This is a genomic window from Stenotrophomonas sp. NPDC077421, assembly GCF_049545505.1.
Lineage (GTDB): Bacteria > Pseudomonadota > Gammaproteobacteria > Xanthomonadales > Xanthomonadaceae > Stenotrophomonas > Stenotrophomonas nematodicola.
Genome location: NZ_JBMWDP010000005.1, coordinates 21,366 through 36,474, shown reverse-complemented (window position 1 = coordinate 36,474; position 15,109 = coordinate 21,366). Strand labels below are relative to the sequence as shown.

The window sequence follows — 15,109 nt, the reverse complement described above, 5'->3', positions numbered from 1 at the left end:
CATAGAGCAGATACGAATGCACGACGTCAATGATTCCCTCCCGAAAACGCGCAGAAAACGCTCAACGTGGTGCCAATCGACCGTAACATGAACTTAACGAAAATTGCATGGATTCGTAGCAATCGCGATTCTTAGTCAGGCACCGTCAAGGTTGTATAGTGTTGGGTTCCCCTGAAGCGTTTCCGGAGTGCCCGCAGTGAGTGCCAGCCAGTCTCGTCGTCCCCATGCCAGCCAGGTGCAGAAGGGGCTGACGCCGCATCCGCGCATCCGCAACGTGATCGCCGTTGGCTCGGGCAAGGGCGGTGTCGGCAAGTCCACCACGGCCGTCAACCTGGCGGTCGCACTGGCCCGTCTGGGCGCGCGCGTCGGCCTTCTGGACGCTGATATCTACGGCCCCAGCGTGCCGATGATGCTCGGCCTGAGCGGGCGCCCGGAGAGCCCGGACAACAAGTCGATCGAACCGCTGCGCGCGTTCGGCGTGGAGACCATGTCCATCGGCTACCTGATCGAGGACGAGACGCCGATGATCTGGCGCGGTCCGATGGCGACGTCGGCGATGACGCAGTTCTTCAACGACACGCTGTGGGACGACCTGGACTACCTGCTGATCGACCTGCCGCCGGGCACCGGCGACATCCAGCTGACGCTGACCCAGAAGATTCCGCTGGCCGGTGCGGTGATCGTCACCACGCCGCAGGATATCGCCACGCTGGATGCGAAGAAGGCGCTGAAGATGTTCGAGAAGGTCGAGGTGCCGGTGCTGGGCCTGGTCGAGAACATGGCCGTGCACACCTGCAGCAACTGCGGCCACGTCGAGCACCTGTTCGGCCAGGGCGGTGGCGAGCGCATGGCTGCGCAGTACGGCGTGCCGCTGCTCGGCTCGCTGCCGCTGGACATCGGCATCCGGGAGCAGGGCGACGCGGGCACCCCGATCGTCGCCGCCGCACCGGACTCGCCGGCCGCGCAGGCCTATCTGCGGGCGGCCGAACGGCTGGTGGAAGAGATGGGCAAGCGCCCGCGGGCCAGCATTCCGATCCTGTCCTCGCTGCTCTGACCGGCGCCGGGGCCGGCTGCTAGAATCGTGCCCGGCCCCGACCTGCCCCTTGCCCTTCAGGACCCCTACATGAGCATCAAGAGTGACCGCTGGATCCGCCAGATGGCCGAACAGCACGGCATGATCGAGCCGTTCGAATCCGGCCAGGTCAAGCAGGCCAATGGCGAGCGCATCGTCAGCTACGGCACCTCCAGCTACGGTTACGACGTGCGCTGCTCGCGCGAGTTCAAGGTGTTCACCAACATCAATTCCACCATTGTCGACCCGAAGCACTTCGATCCGGGCAGCTTCGTGGACATCGTCGGCGACGAGTGCATCATTCCGCCGAACAGCTTCGCGCTGGCCCGCACCGTGGAGTACTTCCGCATTCCGCGCGACACGCTGGTGGTGTGCCTGGGCAAGAGCACCTACGCGCGCTGCGGGATCATCGTCAATGTGACCCCGCTGGAGCCGGAGTGGGAAGGCCATGTCACCCTTGAATTCAGCAACACCACGCCGCTGCCGGCGCGCATCTATGCCAACGAAGGCGTGGCGCAGATGCTGTTCTTCCAGGCCGACAGGGACGATATCTGCGAGACCTCCTACAAGGATCGCGGCGGCAAGTACCAGGGCCAGACCGGCGTGACCCTGCCGCGCACCTGAGCGGCAGGTCGGCTGTCTACCCCCCCCCGTAAACGAAAAAAGCGCGGAGCAATCCGCGCTTTTTCCGTTCATCGCCGCCGCATTACTTGCCGCGGCCGAACAGCAGCCCGATGCCCACCGCCACCAGGATCACCGGCCACCAGGTGAGGATCAGGCGGCCCATGTTCATGTTGGTCCAACCCAGGTTGCTGGCCAGCAGGAACAGGCCCACCAGGATCAGGACGATGGCGGCAATCAGGTTCGAACGCATCAGGGCAGGGTCCGTCAGGAGTGGGCCGGATATCCTAGCCGTTCCTTCCAGTACGCGACACGCTCGGCAAGCACGTCCGGATCGTGACGGTGGGCCTGGCCGTGGCCCCAGACGGGCCCGGGCCACGCCGGATCGCCGACGTGGCGGCCGATGACGTGGAAATGCAGCTGGCGGACGATATTGCCCAGCGCGCCGATGTTGATCTTCTCCACGCCGTCGGTGCCTTTGAGGGCCTTGCAGGCCCGGTTCAACTCGGTGCGCAGCTTGTCCTGCTGCTCGCCGTCCAGCTCGATCCATTCGGTGATGCCGGCCAGGCGCGGCACCAGGATCAACCACGGGTACCGCTCGTCGTTCATCAGCCGCACTTGCGACAACGGCCCTTCTGCTACCAGTACGCTATCGGTGGCCAGGCGTGAATCCAGTTCGAACTCGCTCATCCAAGATGCTCCGCAAAGAAGTCCAGGGTGCGTTCCAGCGCCAGGGCGGCGCTGTCTGGATCATACGCATGTCCGACATTGCGGTTGAAGGCGTGGTCGGCCGGGTAGACGAAGGTGGCCATCTGCGGCAGCTTCTCGCGGTGGGCCTTGATCGCCTCCGGCGGGATGCTCCTGTCCTGGGCACCGAAGTGGAACATCACTGGTGCCTTGGCCGTTTCGTCGAGGAACTGCACGTTGCGTGCGCCGTAGTAGCTGACCGACGGCAGGCCCAGGCGCAGCGCGGCCAGCAGCGCGATGCTGCCGCCCCAGCAGTAACCCACGGTACCGACCCTGCCGGCCGGGGCCAGCCGCGAGGCGGCGGCGCGGACGACTTCCAGGGCCTTCTCCACCCCCAGGGTGGTGACCCGCTCCAGCCCCCGCTTCACGCCATCCGGGTCGTAGGGCAGGGTGTCGGGATCGGCGGCCGGGCCGTCGACCAGGTCGAAGAAGGACGGTGCCAGCACCGCATAGCCTTTGGCGGCGAAGCCTTCGGCCACTTCGCGGATGTGCGCGTTGGCACCGAAGATCTCCTGGATGACCACCAGCCCGCCACGGGGCTTGCCGTCCGGTTCGGCCTGCCAGGCGCGGACCGGGCCGTGATGCGTATCGAGCGTGACCCACTCACCCATGATGCGAGACTCCCGTTGCTGAAGGGCGTCATTATCGGCCCCGCACCGGTTAGCGCGGTGTCGCCGGTCATGCCGGGTCTGGCGGCTTCGCCCGCGATCCGGTTCAGGGCTGGGCGTGCAACGCCGGTATACTTGCCGCCGTTTCCGGCCCCAGGTCATTCCGACCCAGGCCCCCAGAGTCCTGATCCATGTCCCAGCTGAACCCCAAAGTCGGCTTCGTCAGCCTTGGCTGCCCGAAGGCCCTGGTCGATTCCGAGCGCATCCTCACCCAGCTGCGGTCCGAGGGCTACGACATTGTGCCGTCCTACGACTCGGCCGATGTGGTGGTGGTCAACACCTGCGGCTTCATTGATTCGGCGGTGACCGAATCGCTGGATGCGATCGGCGAGGCGATGAACGCCAACGGCAAGGTGATCGTCACCGGCTGCCTGGGCAAGCGCCCCGAGCAGATCCGGGAGGCCTACCCGAACGTGCTGGCGGTGTCCGGCCCGCAGGACTACACGAGCGTGATGGAGGCGGTGCACGCCGCGCTGCCGCCCAGGCACGACCCGTTCGTGGACCTGGTGCCCGACTACGGCATCAAGCTGACCCCGCGCCACTACGCGTACCTGAAGATTTCCGAGGGCTGCAACCACACGTGCAGCTTCTGCATCATTCCCTCGATGCGCGGCAAGCTGGTCTCGCGTCCGGTCGACGAGGTGCTGCGCGAAGCCGAGCGGCTGGTGCGCGGCGGCGTCAAGGAACTGCTGGTGGTGTCCCAGGACACCTCGGCCTACGGCGTGGACGTGAAGTACGCCGAGCGCATGTGGCGCGACAAGGCTTACCAGACCCGTCTGAAAGCCCTGTGCGAAGGCCTGTCCGAACTGGACGCCTGGACCCGCATGCACTACGTGTACCCGTACCCGCACGTGGACGAGATCGTGCCGTTGATGGCCGAGAACCGGATCCTGCCGTACCTGGACATCCCGTTCCAGCATGCCAGCCCGCGCATCCTCAAGCTGATGAAGCGCCCCGGCGCGGTCGACAAGACCCTCGAGCGCGTGCAGCGCTGGCGCCAGCTGTGCCCGGACATCACCGTGCGCTCGACCTTCATCGTCGGCTTCCCCGGCGAGACCGAGGCCGAGTTCGAGGACCTGTTGTCGTTCCTTGACGAAGCGCAGCTGGATCGCGTGGGTGCCTTCGCGTACTCGCCGGTTACGGGTGCCACCGCCAACACTCTGCCCGACCCGGTGCCCGAGGAAGTGAAGCAGGAGCGCCTGGCCCGCTTCATGGCCCGCCAGGCCGAGATTTCCGCGGCGCGCCTGGAGGCCAGGATCGGCACTGTGCAGCAGTGCCTGGTGGATGTGATCGAGGACGGCATCGCCGTGGCGCGCTCGAAGGCCGATGCACCGGAAATCGATGGTCTGGTGCACATCCAGAATGCCGACGAGGCGCGTCTGCGCGTGGGCCAGTTCGTGGACGTGGAAATCACCGAAAGCGACGAGCACGACCTGTACGGCGATGCGCTGATCGACGAAGGCGCGGCCAAGACGCGGCTCGACATCAAGGTGCTGTGACCGACGCGGCCGCCCGCGAGGCGGTTGGCCGCCGGCGTTTCCTTGCGCCGGCGCGTGCACAGGTGGACCGGGCGTGCTTCGGTCACCCCCTGTTTACGGCATACGCGGCCTACGAAGATCTGATGGTGGCCGGTGACTGGCCGGCCATCGATGCCCTGGACGTCCGCCTGGCGCTGCCGGGCAGGCAACTGGTCGAGCAGGATGACGCCTTGCTCGCCGATGGACTGCATTACGAGCAGCGCATTGCGCAAGGCCGTATCGCGACCCGCCCGTGCAACTGGCATGACCTGTTCAATGCGCTGGTCTGGGCGCGCTATCCGCAGATCAAGCACGCGCTCAACGCGCGCCAATGCCGTGACCTCCATCGCGATGCGCCGGGAGGGCGGACGCGCGCACAGGCCGCGCTGACCCAGTTCGATGAGACCGGTGTCGTCGTCCGGGTGCGCGATGCGGCACTGGCAGGCGCGTGGGACCGGCATGACTGGGATGCGCTGTTCGTGCAAGGTGCCGACGCATGGCGCAACGGTGATATTGCCGTGGCCGCAGTGTTCGGCCATGCCCTCATGGAGCAGGCATTGCTGCCCGGGCGGCGGCTGGTGGGCAAATGCCTGCTGACAGAAGCCGAAGACGATGCGCAGGCGGTGGCGCAGGTGGCGCAGGCCATCATGCACGGCGAACGGCTGTGCGACCCGCTGGACCTGCGACCGCTGCCGCTGATGGGCATCCCGGGTTGGCATGGGCTGCAGGATGCGGCGTTCTACCGCCAGGTCGACTACTTCAGGCCACGGCGCGAGGGCAGGACGTACCCGCCGATCAACGGGCGGACTACTCCACCCCGTGCGCTCCATACGCCACCGCCAGAACCGCAAATCCGGTCCGGCCGCTCGGCAGCTCCACCTCGAACTCGTCGTCCACGCGCTTCCTGAGCAGCGCACGCGCCAGCGGCGAATCGATGCTGATCCAGCCTGCACCCGCATCGGTCTCGTCCGGTCCCACGATGCGATAGCGGCTGACATCGCCGCTGTCCACATTCTCCAGGTCCACCCACGCGCCAAAGAACACCGCCTGCGGATCGCTCGGAACGGTATCAACCACCCGCAGCGACTCGAGCCGCTTGGTCAGGTAGCGCACGCGGCGGTCGATCTCGCCCAGCTGCTTCTTGCGGTAGGTGTACTCGGCGTTCTCCGAACGGTCGCCTTCGGCCGCAGCGGCCGCCAGCGCCTTGACCACCTCCGGCCGGCGCACCCGCCACAGATCGTCCAACTCGGCCTTCAGCCGCTGGTGGCCCTGCGCGGTGATCAGGGCCGTACTCTTTTCCGCAGGGGGACGCCAACGCGACATCAGGTCTTCTTTCGTGGTGAGGTGACGCGGTTCAACGCTTGCCGCCGAAGATGCCGCCGAGGATGCCGCGCACGATCTGGTTGCCGAGCCTGGTGCCGACGGTGCGCGTTGTCTGCTTGGCCATCGTTTCGATCATGCCCTGGCGGCGCTTGGTGCCGAAGATCGCATCCTTGATCGACTGGCCGAAGCCGCCGGCCTGGGCGTCGTCCTGCTCGCGCGTGCGGGCTTTGGGGGCATCGGCCTGCTGCACCGCCTTCTGCGCGCGCTGGGCCAGCAGTTCGGCGGCCGACTCGCGGTTGATGGCGGTGTCGTAGCGGCTGCCCACCGGGCTGCCGGCGCGTACCTGGGCGCGTTCGGCCTCGGTGATGGTGCCCATGCGGCAGCGTGGCGGCGCGATCAGGGTCTGCTGCACGGGCGAGGGGATGCCCTTGTCCTGCAACGTGGAGACCAGCGCCTCGCCGGTGCCGAGTCTGGCCAGCGTGGCGGCGACATCGAGCTTGGGATTGGGGACGAAGGTCTCGGCTGCCACCTTCACCGCCTTCTGGTCGCGCGGGGTGAAGGCACGCAGCGCATGCTGCACGCGGTTGCCGAGCTGCCCGAGGATGTTGGCCGGGACGTCGTCGGGGAACTGCGAACAGAAGTACACGCCCACGCCCTTGGAGCGGATCAGCCGCACTACCTGCTCGATCCGCTGCACCAGCGCCGGCGGCGCGTCGTCGAACAGCAGGTGCGCCTCGTCAAAGATGAAGACCAGCTTGGGCTTGTCCAGATCACCCACCTCCGGCAGCGTTTCGAACAGCTCCGACAGCAGCCACAGCAGGAACGTCGAATACAGCCGCGGCTTGAGCACCAGCTGGTCGGCGGCGAGGATGCCGATCACGCCGCGGCCGTCGTGATTGACCCGCATCAGGTCGGCCAGCTCCAGCGCCGGTTCGCCGAAGAACGCTTCGCCACCGTCCTGCGACAGGCGCAGCAGTGAGCGCTGGATGGCGGCCACGGTCTGCGCACTGACCAGGCCATAGTCAGTGGAAATGTCCTTGCGCTCCTCGGCGACCAGGCCGAGCAGGGCGCGCAGGTCGTCCAGGTCGAGCAGCAGCAGACCACGGTCGTCGGCCAGCTTGAACACGATGTCCAGCACGCCGGCCTGTGTGTCGTTGAGTTCCAGTATCCGCGCCAGCAGGGTCGGGCCCATCTCGCTCACGGTGGTGCGCACCGGGTGGCCGAGCTTGCCGTACAGATCCCAGAAAATCGCCGGGCTGGCAGCCGGGGCGTAGTCGGCCACGCCGATGTCGTGGGCACGCTGCAGCAGCGCATCGCCGCCCGCGCCGCCGACGGCGAGGCCGGATACGTCGCCCTTCACATCGGCCAGGAACACCGGCACCCCCAGCCGCGAAAAGCCTTCGGCCAGGGTCATCAGGGTCACGGTCTTGCCCGTGCCGGTGGCGCCGGCCACGAGTCCGTGGCGGTTGCCGAGGCGCGGCAGCAGGGTGACCGGAATGTCGTCGGTGATGCCTTTGCCGAGCAGAATCGGGTTCATGGTCAACTCGTTGTGTGAATGCGCGGGATTGCAGACAGTGGCGGCAGGCGCGGCGATGAGCGGGTTGCCCCGATGCGATGGCCGCGGCTACTCTGCCCCATCTCTCGCACACAGTGCCAAAAATGCCCGTTCCTGTCTTGCTTGTCCGCGCTTGGCCTTTGTTGGCGCTCGCTGCGATGGTGTCGTTGGTGCCGGAGGCACATGCCCAGCGGGTCTCGGCCCGCGACCGGGTGAAGATCGAAGCGCTGGAGCAGCGCATGACAGCGGCGGAGAAGCGCTACGGCGACGCGCTGGTGCTGGTGGCCAACGCCGACCCCAAGGGCCGCAACGAGGCCGATGCGGCGCTGGAGGACATGGAGGATGTGATCAGCGCCTGTGTGGCCCAGAAGGGCTGCCAGGTCAGCAATCTGCTGACCACCTACAAGCGCCTGCTCAAGAACACCGCCGATGGCCAGGGCGAAGACGCCGATGCCGTGGTTGCCGATGGCGTCCTGCTCGAGGCCGATCCGGACCACGTCGGGCCGCTGGCGGCCGATGTGCCCGAAGCGGCGCGCGCGGCCGCGCTGCTGAACGACAAGCGCCACGCCTTCGACAGCATGGTCGAGTACAACCCGGCCGTGCAGGCGGGCATCCGCCGCTGGCTCACCGATATGCGTCCGGCGCTGCTCACCAGCTATGAGAACTACCAGAACCTGCGTGCGGTGATGTGGCCGGAGTGGGAGAAGCGTGGCCTGCCCGAGGCGCTGCTGTTCGGCATCATGGCCAAGGAATCCAATGGCCGCGTGCACGCCTCCTCACGCGCCGGTGCGGCCGGTCTGATGCAGTTCATGCCGGCCACCGGCCGCCGTTTCGGGCTCGGCCCGGATGGCACCGGCTTTGACACCCGCTTCGATGCACGCAGCGCGGCCGAGGCCAGTGCCTCGTACATGAACGAGCGCATGCGCGAGCTCAACAAGAACATCGAACTGTCGCTGGCCGCCTACAACGGCGGCGAAGGCCGTGCGGCGCGGGTGTATCGCCAGAGCGCGGGCCAGGGCTTCTGGACCGACAGCGTCTACAACCAGTTCCCCGGCGAGACCAAAGACTACGTGCCGATGGTGATTGCGGCGGCCTGGATCTACCTGCACCCGCAGCAGTACGGTGTGGAGTTCCCCAAAATCAGCGCGCAGCCGGCCACTCTGCGCCTGGCCAAGTCGACCACCATCTACGAACTGACCATCTGCCTGGGCAGCGCCGGCACGCGTGACGGGTACATGCGCGTGCTGCGCAATCTCAACCCGCGTTACGAAGCGGACGGCTGGATTCCGGCGGGCACCACGATCAACGCCACCACGCGCATCGCCGGGCTTTACAACCGCTACTGCGTCAGCGGCCCGCGCGCGGACCTGGCGCGTACGCTGATCACCGCCGACCTCAACGCCGCCATCGTGCGCCCGTCGGCCGCCACCTACACCGGCAATGTGGCCGTGGGCAGCGTGGTGCCGATCGCCGAAGCACGGGACAGCGCTCCGGCGGTCACGCCGACCGCTCCGGTGGCCGTGCCGCGTGCGTCGGCCAAGCCGAAAGCCAAGCCGGTGCGCAGCCACAAGGTGGCCAAGGGCGATACCCTGGGCGGGATCGCCGCCAGGTACCAGTGCGACCTGCCGGCGCTGGCGCGGGCCAATGGCCTCAAGGCGCCGGGCTACGCGCTGCGCCCCGGCCAGACGCTCAAGCTGCAGGGCTGCGACAGGTAACCGACATCCATCATCGGCCGTGGCAACGCGCCACGGCCCCCATGTACACAGACAAAGGAAGCAGGATGGATATCACCGCAATCAACGAGATGTTCGCCAACATCCGCGAAAACACAGACTGGGACCTCAACGGCCCGATGCTGTGGGGGTACTTCTTCGTCAACACCACCCCGGAACCGCTCAATGGCCTGGCCGAGAAGCTGGTCGCGATGGGCTACAGCCTGGTGGAGATCTTCGAGCCGGAGCTGGAGGAGGGCGAGGCGCCGTACCACGTGCTGCACGTGGAGCGCGCCGAGGTGCACACCGAGGCCTCGCTGGATGCCCGCAACCACGAGCTGCAGACCCTGGCCGAGCAGAACGGCGTGGAAGACTACGACGGCATGGACGTCGGACCGGTCGAGATCTGACCGCCCGTCGGGCGCTGCGCGCCATCGCAAACGCCCCGCGGGAGCGGGGCGTTCTGCGTTGGGGTCAGCGCAACGTCGCCAGCGCCTGGCCCAGCTGCACGGCGTGCTCGGCGTCCAGGTGCGGCGCGAAATCGGCCACGCCTGGTGGCAGCAGCACGATCACCGTGGAGCCGTAGTTGAAACGCGCCATCTCCGCGAACCGTGCCAGGGTAATGCCCTTGCCGCGGTAATCCTTGCGCGTGATCGTGTCGCCATAGCGCGGGATCTCTTCGCCGCCCCACGCCGTTTCCACGCCCGATACCAGCAGCGCACCGACCATCACCGACACCATCGGCCCGAAGTCGGTATCGAAATGGCAGACCAGCCGTTCGTTGCGGGCGAACAGCCCCGGCACCGTGTTGACCGCTGCCGGCCCGACGCTGAACAGCCGGCCGGGCACGTGCACCGTCTCGCGCAGGGTGCCGGTCCACGGCATGTGCACGCGATGGTAGTCCTTCGGCGAGAGGTACACGGTGGCGTACAGGCCGTGGCGGAAGACCTCGGCATCGGCGGCGTCGCCCAGCAGTTCGGCGGCCGTGAACGACTGGCCCTTGGCCTGGAAGATCCGCCCGTCCTCGATCGCGCCGAGCTGGCTGATCCGGCCATCGGCCGGCATCACCAGCGTGCGCGGATCGGGATCGGCCACGCGTGCACCGGGCTTCAGGGCGCGGGTGAAGAACTGGTTGAACGTGGCGTAGCTGCGCGGGTCCGGATTGGCGGCTTCGGCCAGGTTCACGCCGAACCTGGCGGTGACCGTATCGATCAGCCAGCGCGAGATGCGCGGATTGCTGGAATACGCCAGGCGCCGCGCCATCGAGGACAGCAGACGATGGGGCAGGGCGTAGCTCAGCGTGGTCATCAGACTCATGGGGCGGATTTCTCGGTCAGCAGTTGCAGGTCGCGCGCGATGGCCAGCGCATTGAAGGGAGGGCGGATCAGGCCGGCCAGGCGGCCCTGCGGGTCCAGTACGGCCAGGCTGGCCGAGTGTTCGACGGTGTAATCCTCGGGGTTCTCATCGAAGTGGTTGCCGGGCACCTTCTGGAACACGAAGCCCAGGGAGGTGGCGAACCGCTCCAGCGACGGCACGTCGGCGGTAGCGGCCAGGGTGTCCTTGTGGAACGCATGTACGTACTCGCCCAGGCGGGCCGGCGTATCGCGCTCGGGGTCGACGGAGATGAACACCAGCCGCGGACGCAGCGTCTCCGGCAGCGCTTCCCACTGCTTCTGGGCCTGCGCCAGGTCGCCCAGGGTGGTCGGGCAGACATCGGGGCAGAAGGTGAAGCCCAGGAATACCAGGGTCCAATGCCCCTTCAGCTCGCCCGGGATCAGGCGCGTGCCGTCGGACTGGCCCAGGTTGAAGTCGGGCAGGGCCCGCGGCTGCGGATAGAAGGTGATCGACGTGGTGGCCGGCCGGTCGCCGGCCGGCGTGGGCGCGAACACCTTCTGGGCCACGACCAGGCCGAGCCCGGCGGCCAGTGCGATGAGCAGGATGATGCCGACGTTGCGATTGAACATGTAAGGCCCGTTCCCGGAAGGGGCCACCATGATAGGGGCGGCGGCGGCCTGGGTGGTTGTTTTGGCCGGGACGGGTTCCCTCGGCGGTGGACTGGCGCGCAATGAAGGGCAGGTGCAAGGGGGAAGGGGGAGAGCGTGGGTCCCCACCACCCGTTTCTTCTGCAACGGATGCTGCCCGGCATGGGGTCGCCTATAATCGGGGGCCACTTTGTCTGTTGCCCCGCCATGACTGCCGAAACGGCCGCCGAACTCCACACGATCATCGATCTGATCCGCTACGGCACCAGCCGTTTCAACGCCGCCGGGCTGACCTTCGGTCACAGCTACGACAATGCCCTGGACGAAGCGACCCAGCTCGTCCTGCATACGCTCCATCTCCCGCATGACCTTGGCCCGGCCTATGGTGCCGCCCGCGTGACCACGCCGGAGAAGGCCGAGGTGCTGGCCCTGTTCGAGCGCCGCATCACCGAGCGCCTGCCCGCCTCCTACCTCACCGGGGAGACCTGGTTCGCCGGCCTGAGCTTCAAGAGCGACCCGCGCGCTCTGGTGCCGCGCTCGCCGATCGCCGAACTGATCGAAACCGGTTTCGAGCCCTGGCTGGCCGGCCGTGACGTGCACCGCGCGCTGGACCTGTGCACCGGCTCGGGCTGCATCGCCATCGCGATGGGCCACTACTACCCGCATTGGGAGGTGGATGGCGTGGACCTCAGCGATGATGCCCTGGCCCTGGCCGCCGAGAACAAGGAACGCCTCGACGCCCACAACGTCACCCTGATCAAGTCCGACCTGTTCAACGGCCTCACCGGCCGTCACTACGACCTGATCGTCACCAACCCCCCGTACGTCACCAACGACGAGACCGATGCCCTGCCGCCGGAGTACTCCCACGAGCCGGAGATGGGCCTGCGTGCCGGCGACGACGGCCTGGACCTGGTGCTGAAGATCCTCCGCGATGCGCCGCTGCACCTCAGCGAAGACGGCCTGCTGATCTGCGAGGTGGGCGAATCCGAGCGCCACCTGACCAAGCTGCTGCCCGAGGTGGTTTTCAACTGGATCGAGTTCAAGGTCGGCCAGATGGGCATCTTCGCCGTCGAGTGCCGCGAGCTCATCGCCCACAGCACCCGCATCACCGAGCTGGCCAATGCCCGATAGGCCGGCCGTCGCCGCGCGCATCCGCTGGGCCGATCTGGCCCTGCTGATGCCGTTGGCGCTGCTGCTGCCGTTCGCGCTGATCATCGTGATGATGTCCCTGCAGAGCGGCGTCGCCTGTTTCAGCGGCGACACGATGCACTGCCGTTATGCCGCCGCACCCGGCGAACAGCTCTGGTACCACCTCAAGGGCCTGGTCTACGGCGTCTCGGCCCTGCTTGGCGGCGCCGCCGTGATCTGCTGCGCGATTGTCGATGCAACGCTGCTGCAACGGCGCCCGCTGCTGTCGCGGGCGCTGACGGTCGCGCTGGTGATCGGCCTGGCGGTCGCCGTGGCCACCGTGGTTGCCAGCATCGGCAGCAGCCCGGACGGCTGGCGCGATGGCTGGGGCCGCCCGGTGTTCATCCTCAGCTTCACCCTGCTGCCGGCCATCGTCGCCGTGCGCCACCTGCCGCGCGTTCTGCGCGCCGCCTTCCCCCGTCATGCGGTATCCCATGTCCAGTAATACCTTCGGCAAGCTGCTCTCGGTCACCACGTTCGGCGAATCGCACGGTCCGGCGATCGGCTGCGTGATCGACGGCTGCCCGCCGGGCCTGGAGATCGACGCTGCGGAATTCGTCCACGATCTGCAGCGCCGTGCCACCGGCAAGAGCCGGCATACCTCCGCGCGTCGCGAAGAAGACGCCGTGGAAATCCTGTCCGGCGTCTACGAAGGGCGTACCACCGGTACCCCGATCGCGCTGCTGATCCGCAACACCGACCAGCGCAGCAAGGACTACAGCAACATCGCCCAGCAGTTCCGTCCCGGCCACGCCGACTACAGCTACTGGCAGAAGTACGGCATCCGCGACCCGCGCGGCGGCGGTCGCTCGTCCGCACGCGAAACCACCATGCGCGTGGCCGCCGGCGTGATCGCCAAGAAATGGCTTCTGCAGCGCTATGGCGTGCGCGTACGCGGTTACCTGTCGCAGCTGGGCGAGATCACGCCGACCGGCTTCGACTGGTCGGCCGTGGAAGACAACCCGTTCTTCTGGCCGGTGGCCGGGCAGGTGCCCGCACTGGAAAGCTACATGGATGCCCTGCGCAAGTCCGGCGATTCGGTCGGCGCGCGCGTCAACGTCGTCGCCGATGGCGTGCCGCCGGGTTGGGGCGAACCGATCTACGGCAAGCTCGACGGCGAACTGGCCGCTGCGCTGATGAGCATCAACGCGGTCAAGGGCGTGGAGATCGGCGACGGTTTCGCCAGCGCAGCCCAGAAGGGCACCGGGCACCGCGACCTGATCACCCCCGACGGCTTCGCCAGCAACCATGCCGGGGGCATCCTCGGCGGCATCTCCACCGGCCAGCAGGTCACCGCCTCGATCGTGCTCAAGCCGACCTCCAGCCTGCGCCTGCCCGGTGCCACGGTGGACGCCAGCGGCGCGGCCGTGGAGGTGATCACCACCGGCCGTCACGATCCCTGCGTGGGCATCCGCGCCACCCCGATCGCCGAGGCGATGATGGCGCTGGTGCTGATGGACCAGGCCCTGCGTCATCGGGCCCAGTGCGGCGACGTGGGCGAGGTCGCGCCGCGCATCCCGGGCAGCATCGATGGCTGATCCGCGTCCGAGGGTCTGGGTCAGCCAGCCGCTGTTCGACGATGTCGTCGAACGGCTCGGGCAGTACTTCGACCTGGACATGACCGCCGAGGTCACCCGCTACACGCCACCGCAGCTGGCCGCGCGGCTGGCAGGTGCCGACGGCGCGCTGATCACCCTCAACGAACGCATCGGCGCGGCCGAGATCGCCAACGCCCCGCGGTTGCGTGCGATCGCCAATGTCGGGGTGGGTTACAACAACCTGGATGTCGACGCGCTCAGCGCCGCCGGCATCCTGGCCAGCAACACCCCGGACGTGCTGACCGAGACCACCGCCGATCTCGGTTTCGCACTGTTGATGGCCGCCGCCCGCCGCATCACCGAGTCCGAGCGCTGGCTGCGTGAGGGCCAGTGGGGGCAGTGGTCGTTCCGGACCATGCTCGGCGCGGACATCCACGGCAGCACGCTGGGCATCCTCGGCATGGGCCGCATCGGCCAGGGCATCGCCCGCCGCGGCGCCCTGGGCTTTGGCATGCGTGTGCTGTACCACAACCGGTCACGCCTGCCGGAGGCCACCGAGGCCGAGGTCGGCGCGACGTACGTCGACCTGGACACGCTGCTGGCACAGGCCGACCACCTGGTACTGGTATTGCCGTACAGCGCCGCCTCGCATCACATCATCGATGCGGCCGCCCTGGCGAAGATGAAGCCGGGCGCCACCCTGGTCAACATCGCGCGTGGCGGCATCGTTGACGAGCTGGCACTGGCCGATGCGCTGGCCAATGGCCGCCTGGCGGCCGCCGGGCTGGACGTGTTCGACGGCGAGCCCACGGTCCGTCCGGAACTGCTGGCCCTGCGCAACGTGGTGCTTACCCCGCACATCGGCAGCGCCAGCCAGGCCACGCGCCGGGCGATGGTGCAGCTGGCCGTGGAGAACCTGACGGCCGCGCTGGACAAGGGACCCCATGCCGGGCGTCCGCCAAGCGCGATCAACGCCGGCGCCGTGCACGCTGCCCGTGCCGGCGCGGCTTTCGTGGGCGCCAAGAAAACCGACGACGCAAAACGATAGGGAACCGCCGCGTCCATCACGCGAGGTTCCCCGAACCCACTCCGCGTTCCCTGCACAGCGGGCAGGTACCGACCGTCGGCCGGTACGCCCTTCAAACAGACACGACAGTGCCGGCCCTGGGTCGGCACCCCATCA

Annotated in this window: 17 protein-coding genes; 10 read left to right on the top strand and 7 right to left on the bottom strand. The window is 67.6% G+C overall.

What is annotated here, in order from left to right:
* Window positions 1–196: 196 nt before the first annotated feature.
* Both apbC and dcd read left to right on the top strand, forming a co-directional pair.
* Complete coding sequence (gene apbC, locus ACPEH1_RS04185) at window positions 197–1,054, top strand: iron-sulfur cluster carrier protein ApbC (protein ID WP_017354314.1); 858 nt, start codon at window positions 197–199, stop codon at window positions 1,052–1,054.
* A gap of 69 nt (window positions 1,055–1,123) precedes the next feature.
* Window positions 1,124–1,696 carry a dCTP deaminase gene (dcd, locus tag ACPEH1_RS04180; RefSeq protein ID WP_017354313.1) on the top strand — a complete coding sequence of 191 codons (573 nt, stop codon included), beginning with the start codon at window positions 1,124–1,126 and terminating at the stop codon, window positions 1,694–1,696.
* 82 nt (window positions 1,697–1,778) lie between these two features.
* Here dcd and ACPEH1_RS04175 read toward each other — a convergent pair whose 3' ends face one another.
* Genes ACPEH1_RS04175 through ACPEH1_RS04165 form a run of 3 tightly spaced genes read right to left on the bottom strand, consistent with a single transcriptional unit; the run spans window position 1,779 to window position 3,051 of the window.
* Entirely contained in the window at window positions 1,779–1,946 is a 168-nt protein-coding gene (locus tag ACPEH1_RS04175; protein ID WP_017354312.1) for a LiaI-LiaF-like domain-containing protein, read from the bottom strand.
* Window positions 1,947–1,960: 14 nt separating this feature from the next.
* Window positions 1,961–2,383: an HIT domain-containing protein gene (locus ACPEH1_RS04170; protein ID WP_017354311.1), complete on the bottom strand. Its 423-nt coding sequence runs from the start codon at window positions 2,381–2,383 to the stop codon at window positions 1,961–1,963.
* A complete protein-coding gene (locus tag ACPEH1_RS04165; protein ID WP_423715313.1) occupies window positions 2,380–3,051 on the bottom strand; it encodes a dienelactone hydrolase family protein in 672 nt (223 codons plus the stop codon). The genes ACPEH1_RS04170 and ACPEH1_RS04165 overlap by 4 nt, the downstream gene beginning before the upstream one ends.
* Before the next feature lie 188 nt (window positions 3,052–3,239).
* On the opposite strand from ACPEH1_RS04165, the gene rimO reads away from it, so the two are divergent.
* Window positions 3,240–4,607: a 30S ribosomal protein S12 methylthiotransferase RimO gene (rimO, locus tag ACPEH1_RS04160; RefSeq protein WP_136003204.1), complete on the top strand. Its 1,368-nt coding sequence runs from the start codon at window positions 3,240–3,242 to the stop codon at window positions 4,605–4,607.
* Window positions 4,604–5,533: a DUF3025 domain-containing protein gene (locus ACPEH1_RS04155; protein ID WP_017354308.1), complete on the top strand. Its 930-nt coding sequence runs from the start codon at window positions 4,604–4,606 to the stop codon at window positions 5,531–5,533. Before rimO ends, ACPEH1_RS04155 begins: the two co-directional genes overlap by 4 nt.
* Here ACPEH1_RS04155 and greB read toward each other — a convergent pair.
* The gene (greB, locus tag ACPEH1_RS04150; protein WP_017354307.1) at window positions 5,433–5,948 is read right to left on the bottom strand and encodes a transcription elongation factor GreB; all 516 of its coding nucleotides are present in this window, start codon (window positions 5,946–5,948) and stop codon (window positions 5,433–5,435) included. The two genes, ACPEH1_RS04155 and greB, sit on opposite strands and share 101 nt — an antisense overlap.
* Before the next feature lie 31 nt (window positions 5,949–5,979).
* The gene (locus tag ACPEH1_RS04145; protein WP_313241801.1) at window positions 5,980–7,542 is read right to left on the bottom strand and encodes a helicase HerA-like domain-containing protein; all 1,563 of its coding nucleotides are present in this window, start codon (window positions 7,540–7,542) and stop codon (window positions 5,980–5,982) included.
* Window positions 7,543–7,607: 65 nt separating this feature from the next.
* Here ACPEH1_RS04145 and ACPEH1_RS04140 point away from each other — a divergent pair, with 65 nt between their 5' ends.
* Window positions 7,608–9,218: a transglycosylase SLT domain-containing protein gene (locus ACPEH1_RS04140; RefSeq protein ID WP_153165191.1), complete on the top strand. Its 1,611-nt coding sequence runs from the start codon at window positions 7,608–7,610 to the stop codon at window positions 9,216–9,218.
* Between the two features lie 65 nt (window positions 9,219–9,283).
* On the top strand, window positions 9,284–9,625 hold the full coding sequence (locus ACPEH1_RS04135) for a ribonuclease E inhibitor RraB (protein ID WP_017354304.1): 342 nt from the start codon (window positions 9,284–9,286) through the stop codon (window positions 9,623–9,625).
* Window positions 9,626–9,689: 64 nt separating this feature from the next.
* Here the strand turns inward: ACPEH1_RS04135 and asd are convergent, their stop codons facing one another.
* Both asd and ACPEH1_RS04125 read right to left on the bottom strand, forming a co-directional pair.
* A complete protein-coding gene (asd, locus tag ACPEH1_RS04130; protein ID WP_313241789.1) occupies window positions 9,690–10,532 on the bottom strand; it encodes an archaetidylserine decarboxylase in 843 nt (280 codons plus the stop codon).
* On the bottom strand, window positions 10,529–11,179 hold the full coding sequence (locus ACPEH1_RS04125; RefSeq protein ID WP_423715312.1) for an SCO family protein: 651 nt from the start codon (window positions 11,177–11,179) through the stop codon (window positions 10,529–10,531). Before ACPEH1_RS04125 ends, asd begins: the two co-directional genes overlap by 4 nt.
* Window positions 11,180–11,404: 225 nt before the next feature.
* On the opposite strand from ACPEH1_RS04125, the gene prmB reads away from it, so the two are divergent.
* From prmB to ACPEH1_RS04105, 4 genes are read left to right on the top strand one after another with little or no spacing between them, the layout of a single operon-like run.
* Window positions 11,405–12,331, top strand: coding sequence for a 50S ribosomal protein L3 N(5)-glutamine methyltransferase (gene prmB / locus ACPEH1_RS04120; RefSeq protein WP_017354301.1), 927 nt, complete (start codon window positions 11,405–11,407; stop codon window positions 12,329–12,331).
* Window positions 12,321–12,833, top strand: coding sequence for a hypothetical protein (locus tag ACPEH1_RS04115; protein WP_136003209.1), 513 nt, complete (start codon window positions 12,321–12,323; stop codon window positions 12,831–12,833). Before prmB ends, ACPEH1_RS04115 begins: the two co-directional genes overlap by 11 nt.
* A complete protein-coding gene (gene aroC / locus ACPEH1_RS04110) occupies window positions 12,823–13,926 on the top strand; it encodes a chorismate synthase (protein WP_017354299.1) in 1,104 nt (367 codons plus the stop codon). Before ACPEH1_RS04115 ends, aroC begins: the two co-directional genes overlap by 11 nt.
* The gene (locus ACPEH1_RS04105) at window positions 13,919–14,974 is read left to right on the top strand and encodes a 2-hydroxyacid dehydrogenase (protein ID WP_423715311.1); all 1,056 of its coding nucleotides are present in this window, start codon (window positions 13,919–13,921) and stop codon (window positions 14,972–14,974) included. The genes aroC and ACPEH1_RS04105 overlap by 8 nt, the downstream gene beginning before the upstream one ends.
* Window positions 14,975–15,109: the final 135 nt, after the last annotated feature.

Bases quoted from the DNA above. Each gene is read 5' to 3' on its own strand.
- ACPEH1_RS04115 (WP_136003209.1), top strand. From the start codon at position 12,321: ATGCCCGATAGGCCGGCCGTCGCCGCGCGCATCCGCTGGGCCGATCTG.
- aroC (WP_017354299.1), top strand. From the start codon at position 12,823: ATGTCCAGTAATACCTTCGGCAAGCTGCTCTCGGTCACCACGTTCGGC.
- dcd (WP_017354313.1), top strand. From the start codon at position 1,124: ATGAGCATCAAGAGTGACCGCTGGATCCGCCAGATGGCCGAACAGCAC.
- greB (WP_017354307.1), bottom strand. From the start codon at position 5,948: ATGTCGCGTTGGCGTCCCCCTGCGGAAAAGAGTACGGCCCTGATCACC.
- ACPEH1_RS04170 (WP_017354311.1), bottom strand. From the start codon at position 2,383: ATGAGCGAGTTCGAACTGGATTCACGCCTGGCCACCGATAGCGTACTG.
- ACPEH1_RS04135 (WP_017354304.1), top strand. From the start codon at position 9,284: ATGGATATCACCGCAATCAACGAGATGTTCGCCAACATCCGCGAAAAC.
- rimO (WP_136003204.1), top strand. From the start codon at position 3,240: ATGTCCCAGCTGAACCCCAAAGTCGGCTTCGTCAGCCTTGGCTGCCCG.
- ACPEH1_RS04140 (WP_153165191.1), top strand. From the start codon at position 7,608: ATGCCCGTTCCTGTCTTGCTTGTCCGCGCTTGGCCTTTGTTGGCGCTC.
- ACPEH1_RS04175 (WP_017354312.1), bottom strand. From the start codon at position 1,946: ATGCGTTCGAACCTGATTGCCGCCATCGTCCTGATCCTGGTGGGCCTG.
- asd (WP_313241789.1), bottom strand. From the start codon at position 10,532: ATGAGTCTGATGACCACGCTGAGCTACGCCCTGCCCCATCGTCTGCTG.
- ACPEH1_RS04125 (WP_423715312.1), bottom strand. From the start codon at position 11,179: ATGTTCAATCGCAACGTCGGCATCATCCTGCTCATCGCACTGGCCGCC.
- ACPEH1_RS04165 (WP_423715313.1), bottom strand. From the start codon at position 3,051: ATGGGTGAGTGGGTCACGCTCGATACGCATCACGGCCCGGTCCGCGCC.
- ACPEH1_RS04105 (WP_423715311.1), top strand. From the start codon at position 13,919: ATGGCTGATCCGCGTCCGAGGGTCTGGGTCAGCCAGCCGCTGTTCGAC.
- prmB (WP_017354301.1), top strand. From the start codon at position 11,405: ATGACTGCCGAAACGGCCGCCGAACTCCACACGATCATCGATCTGATC.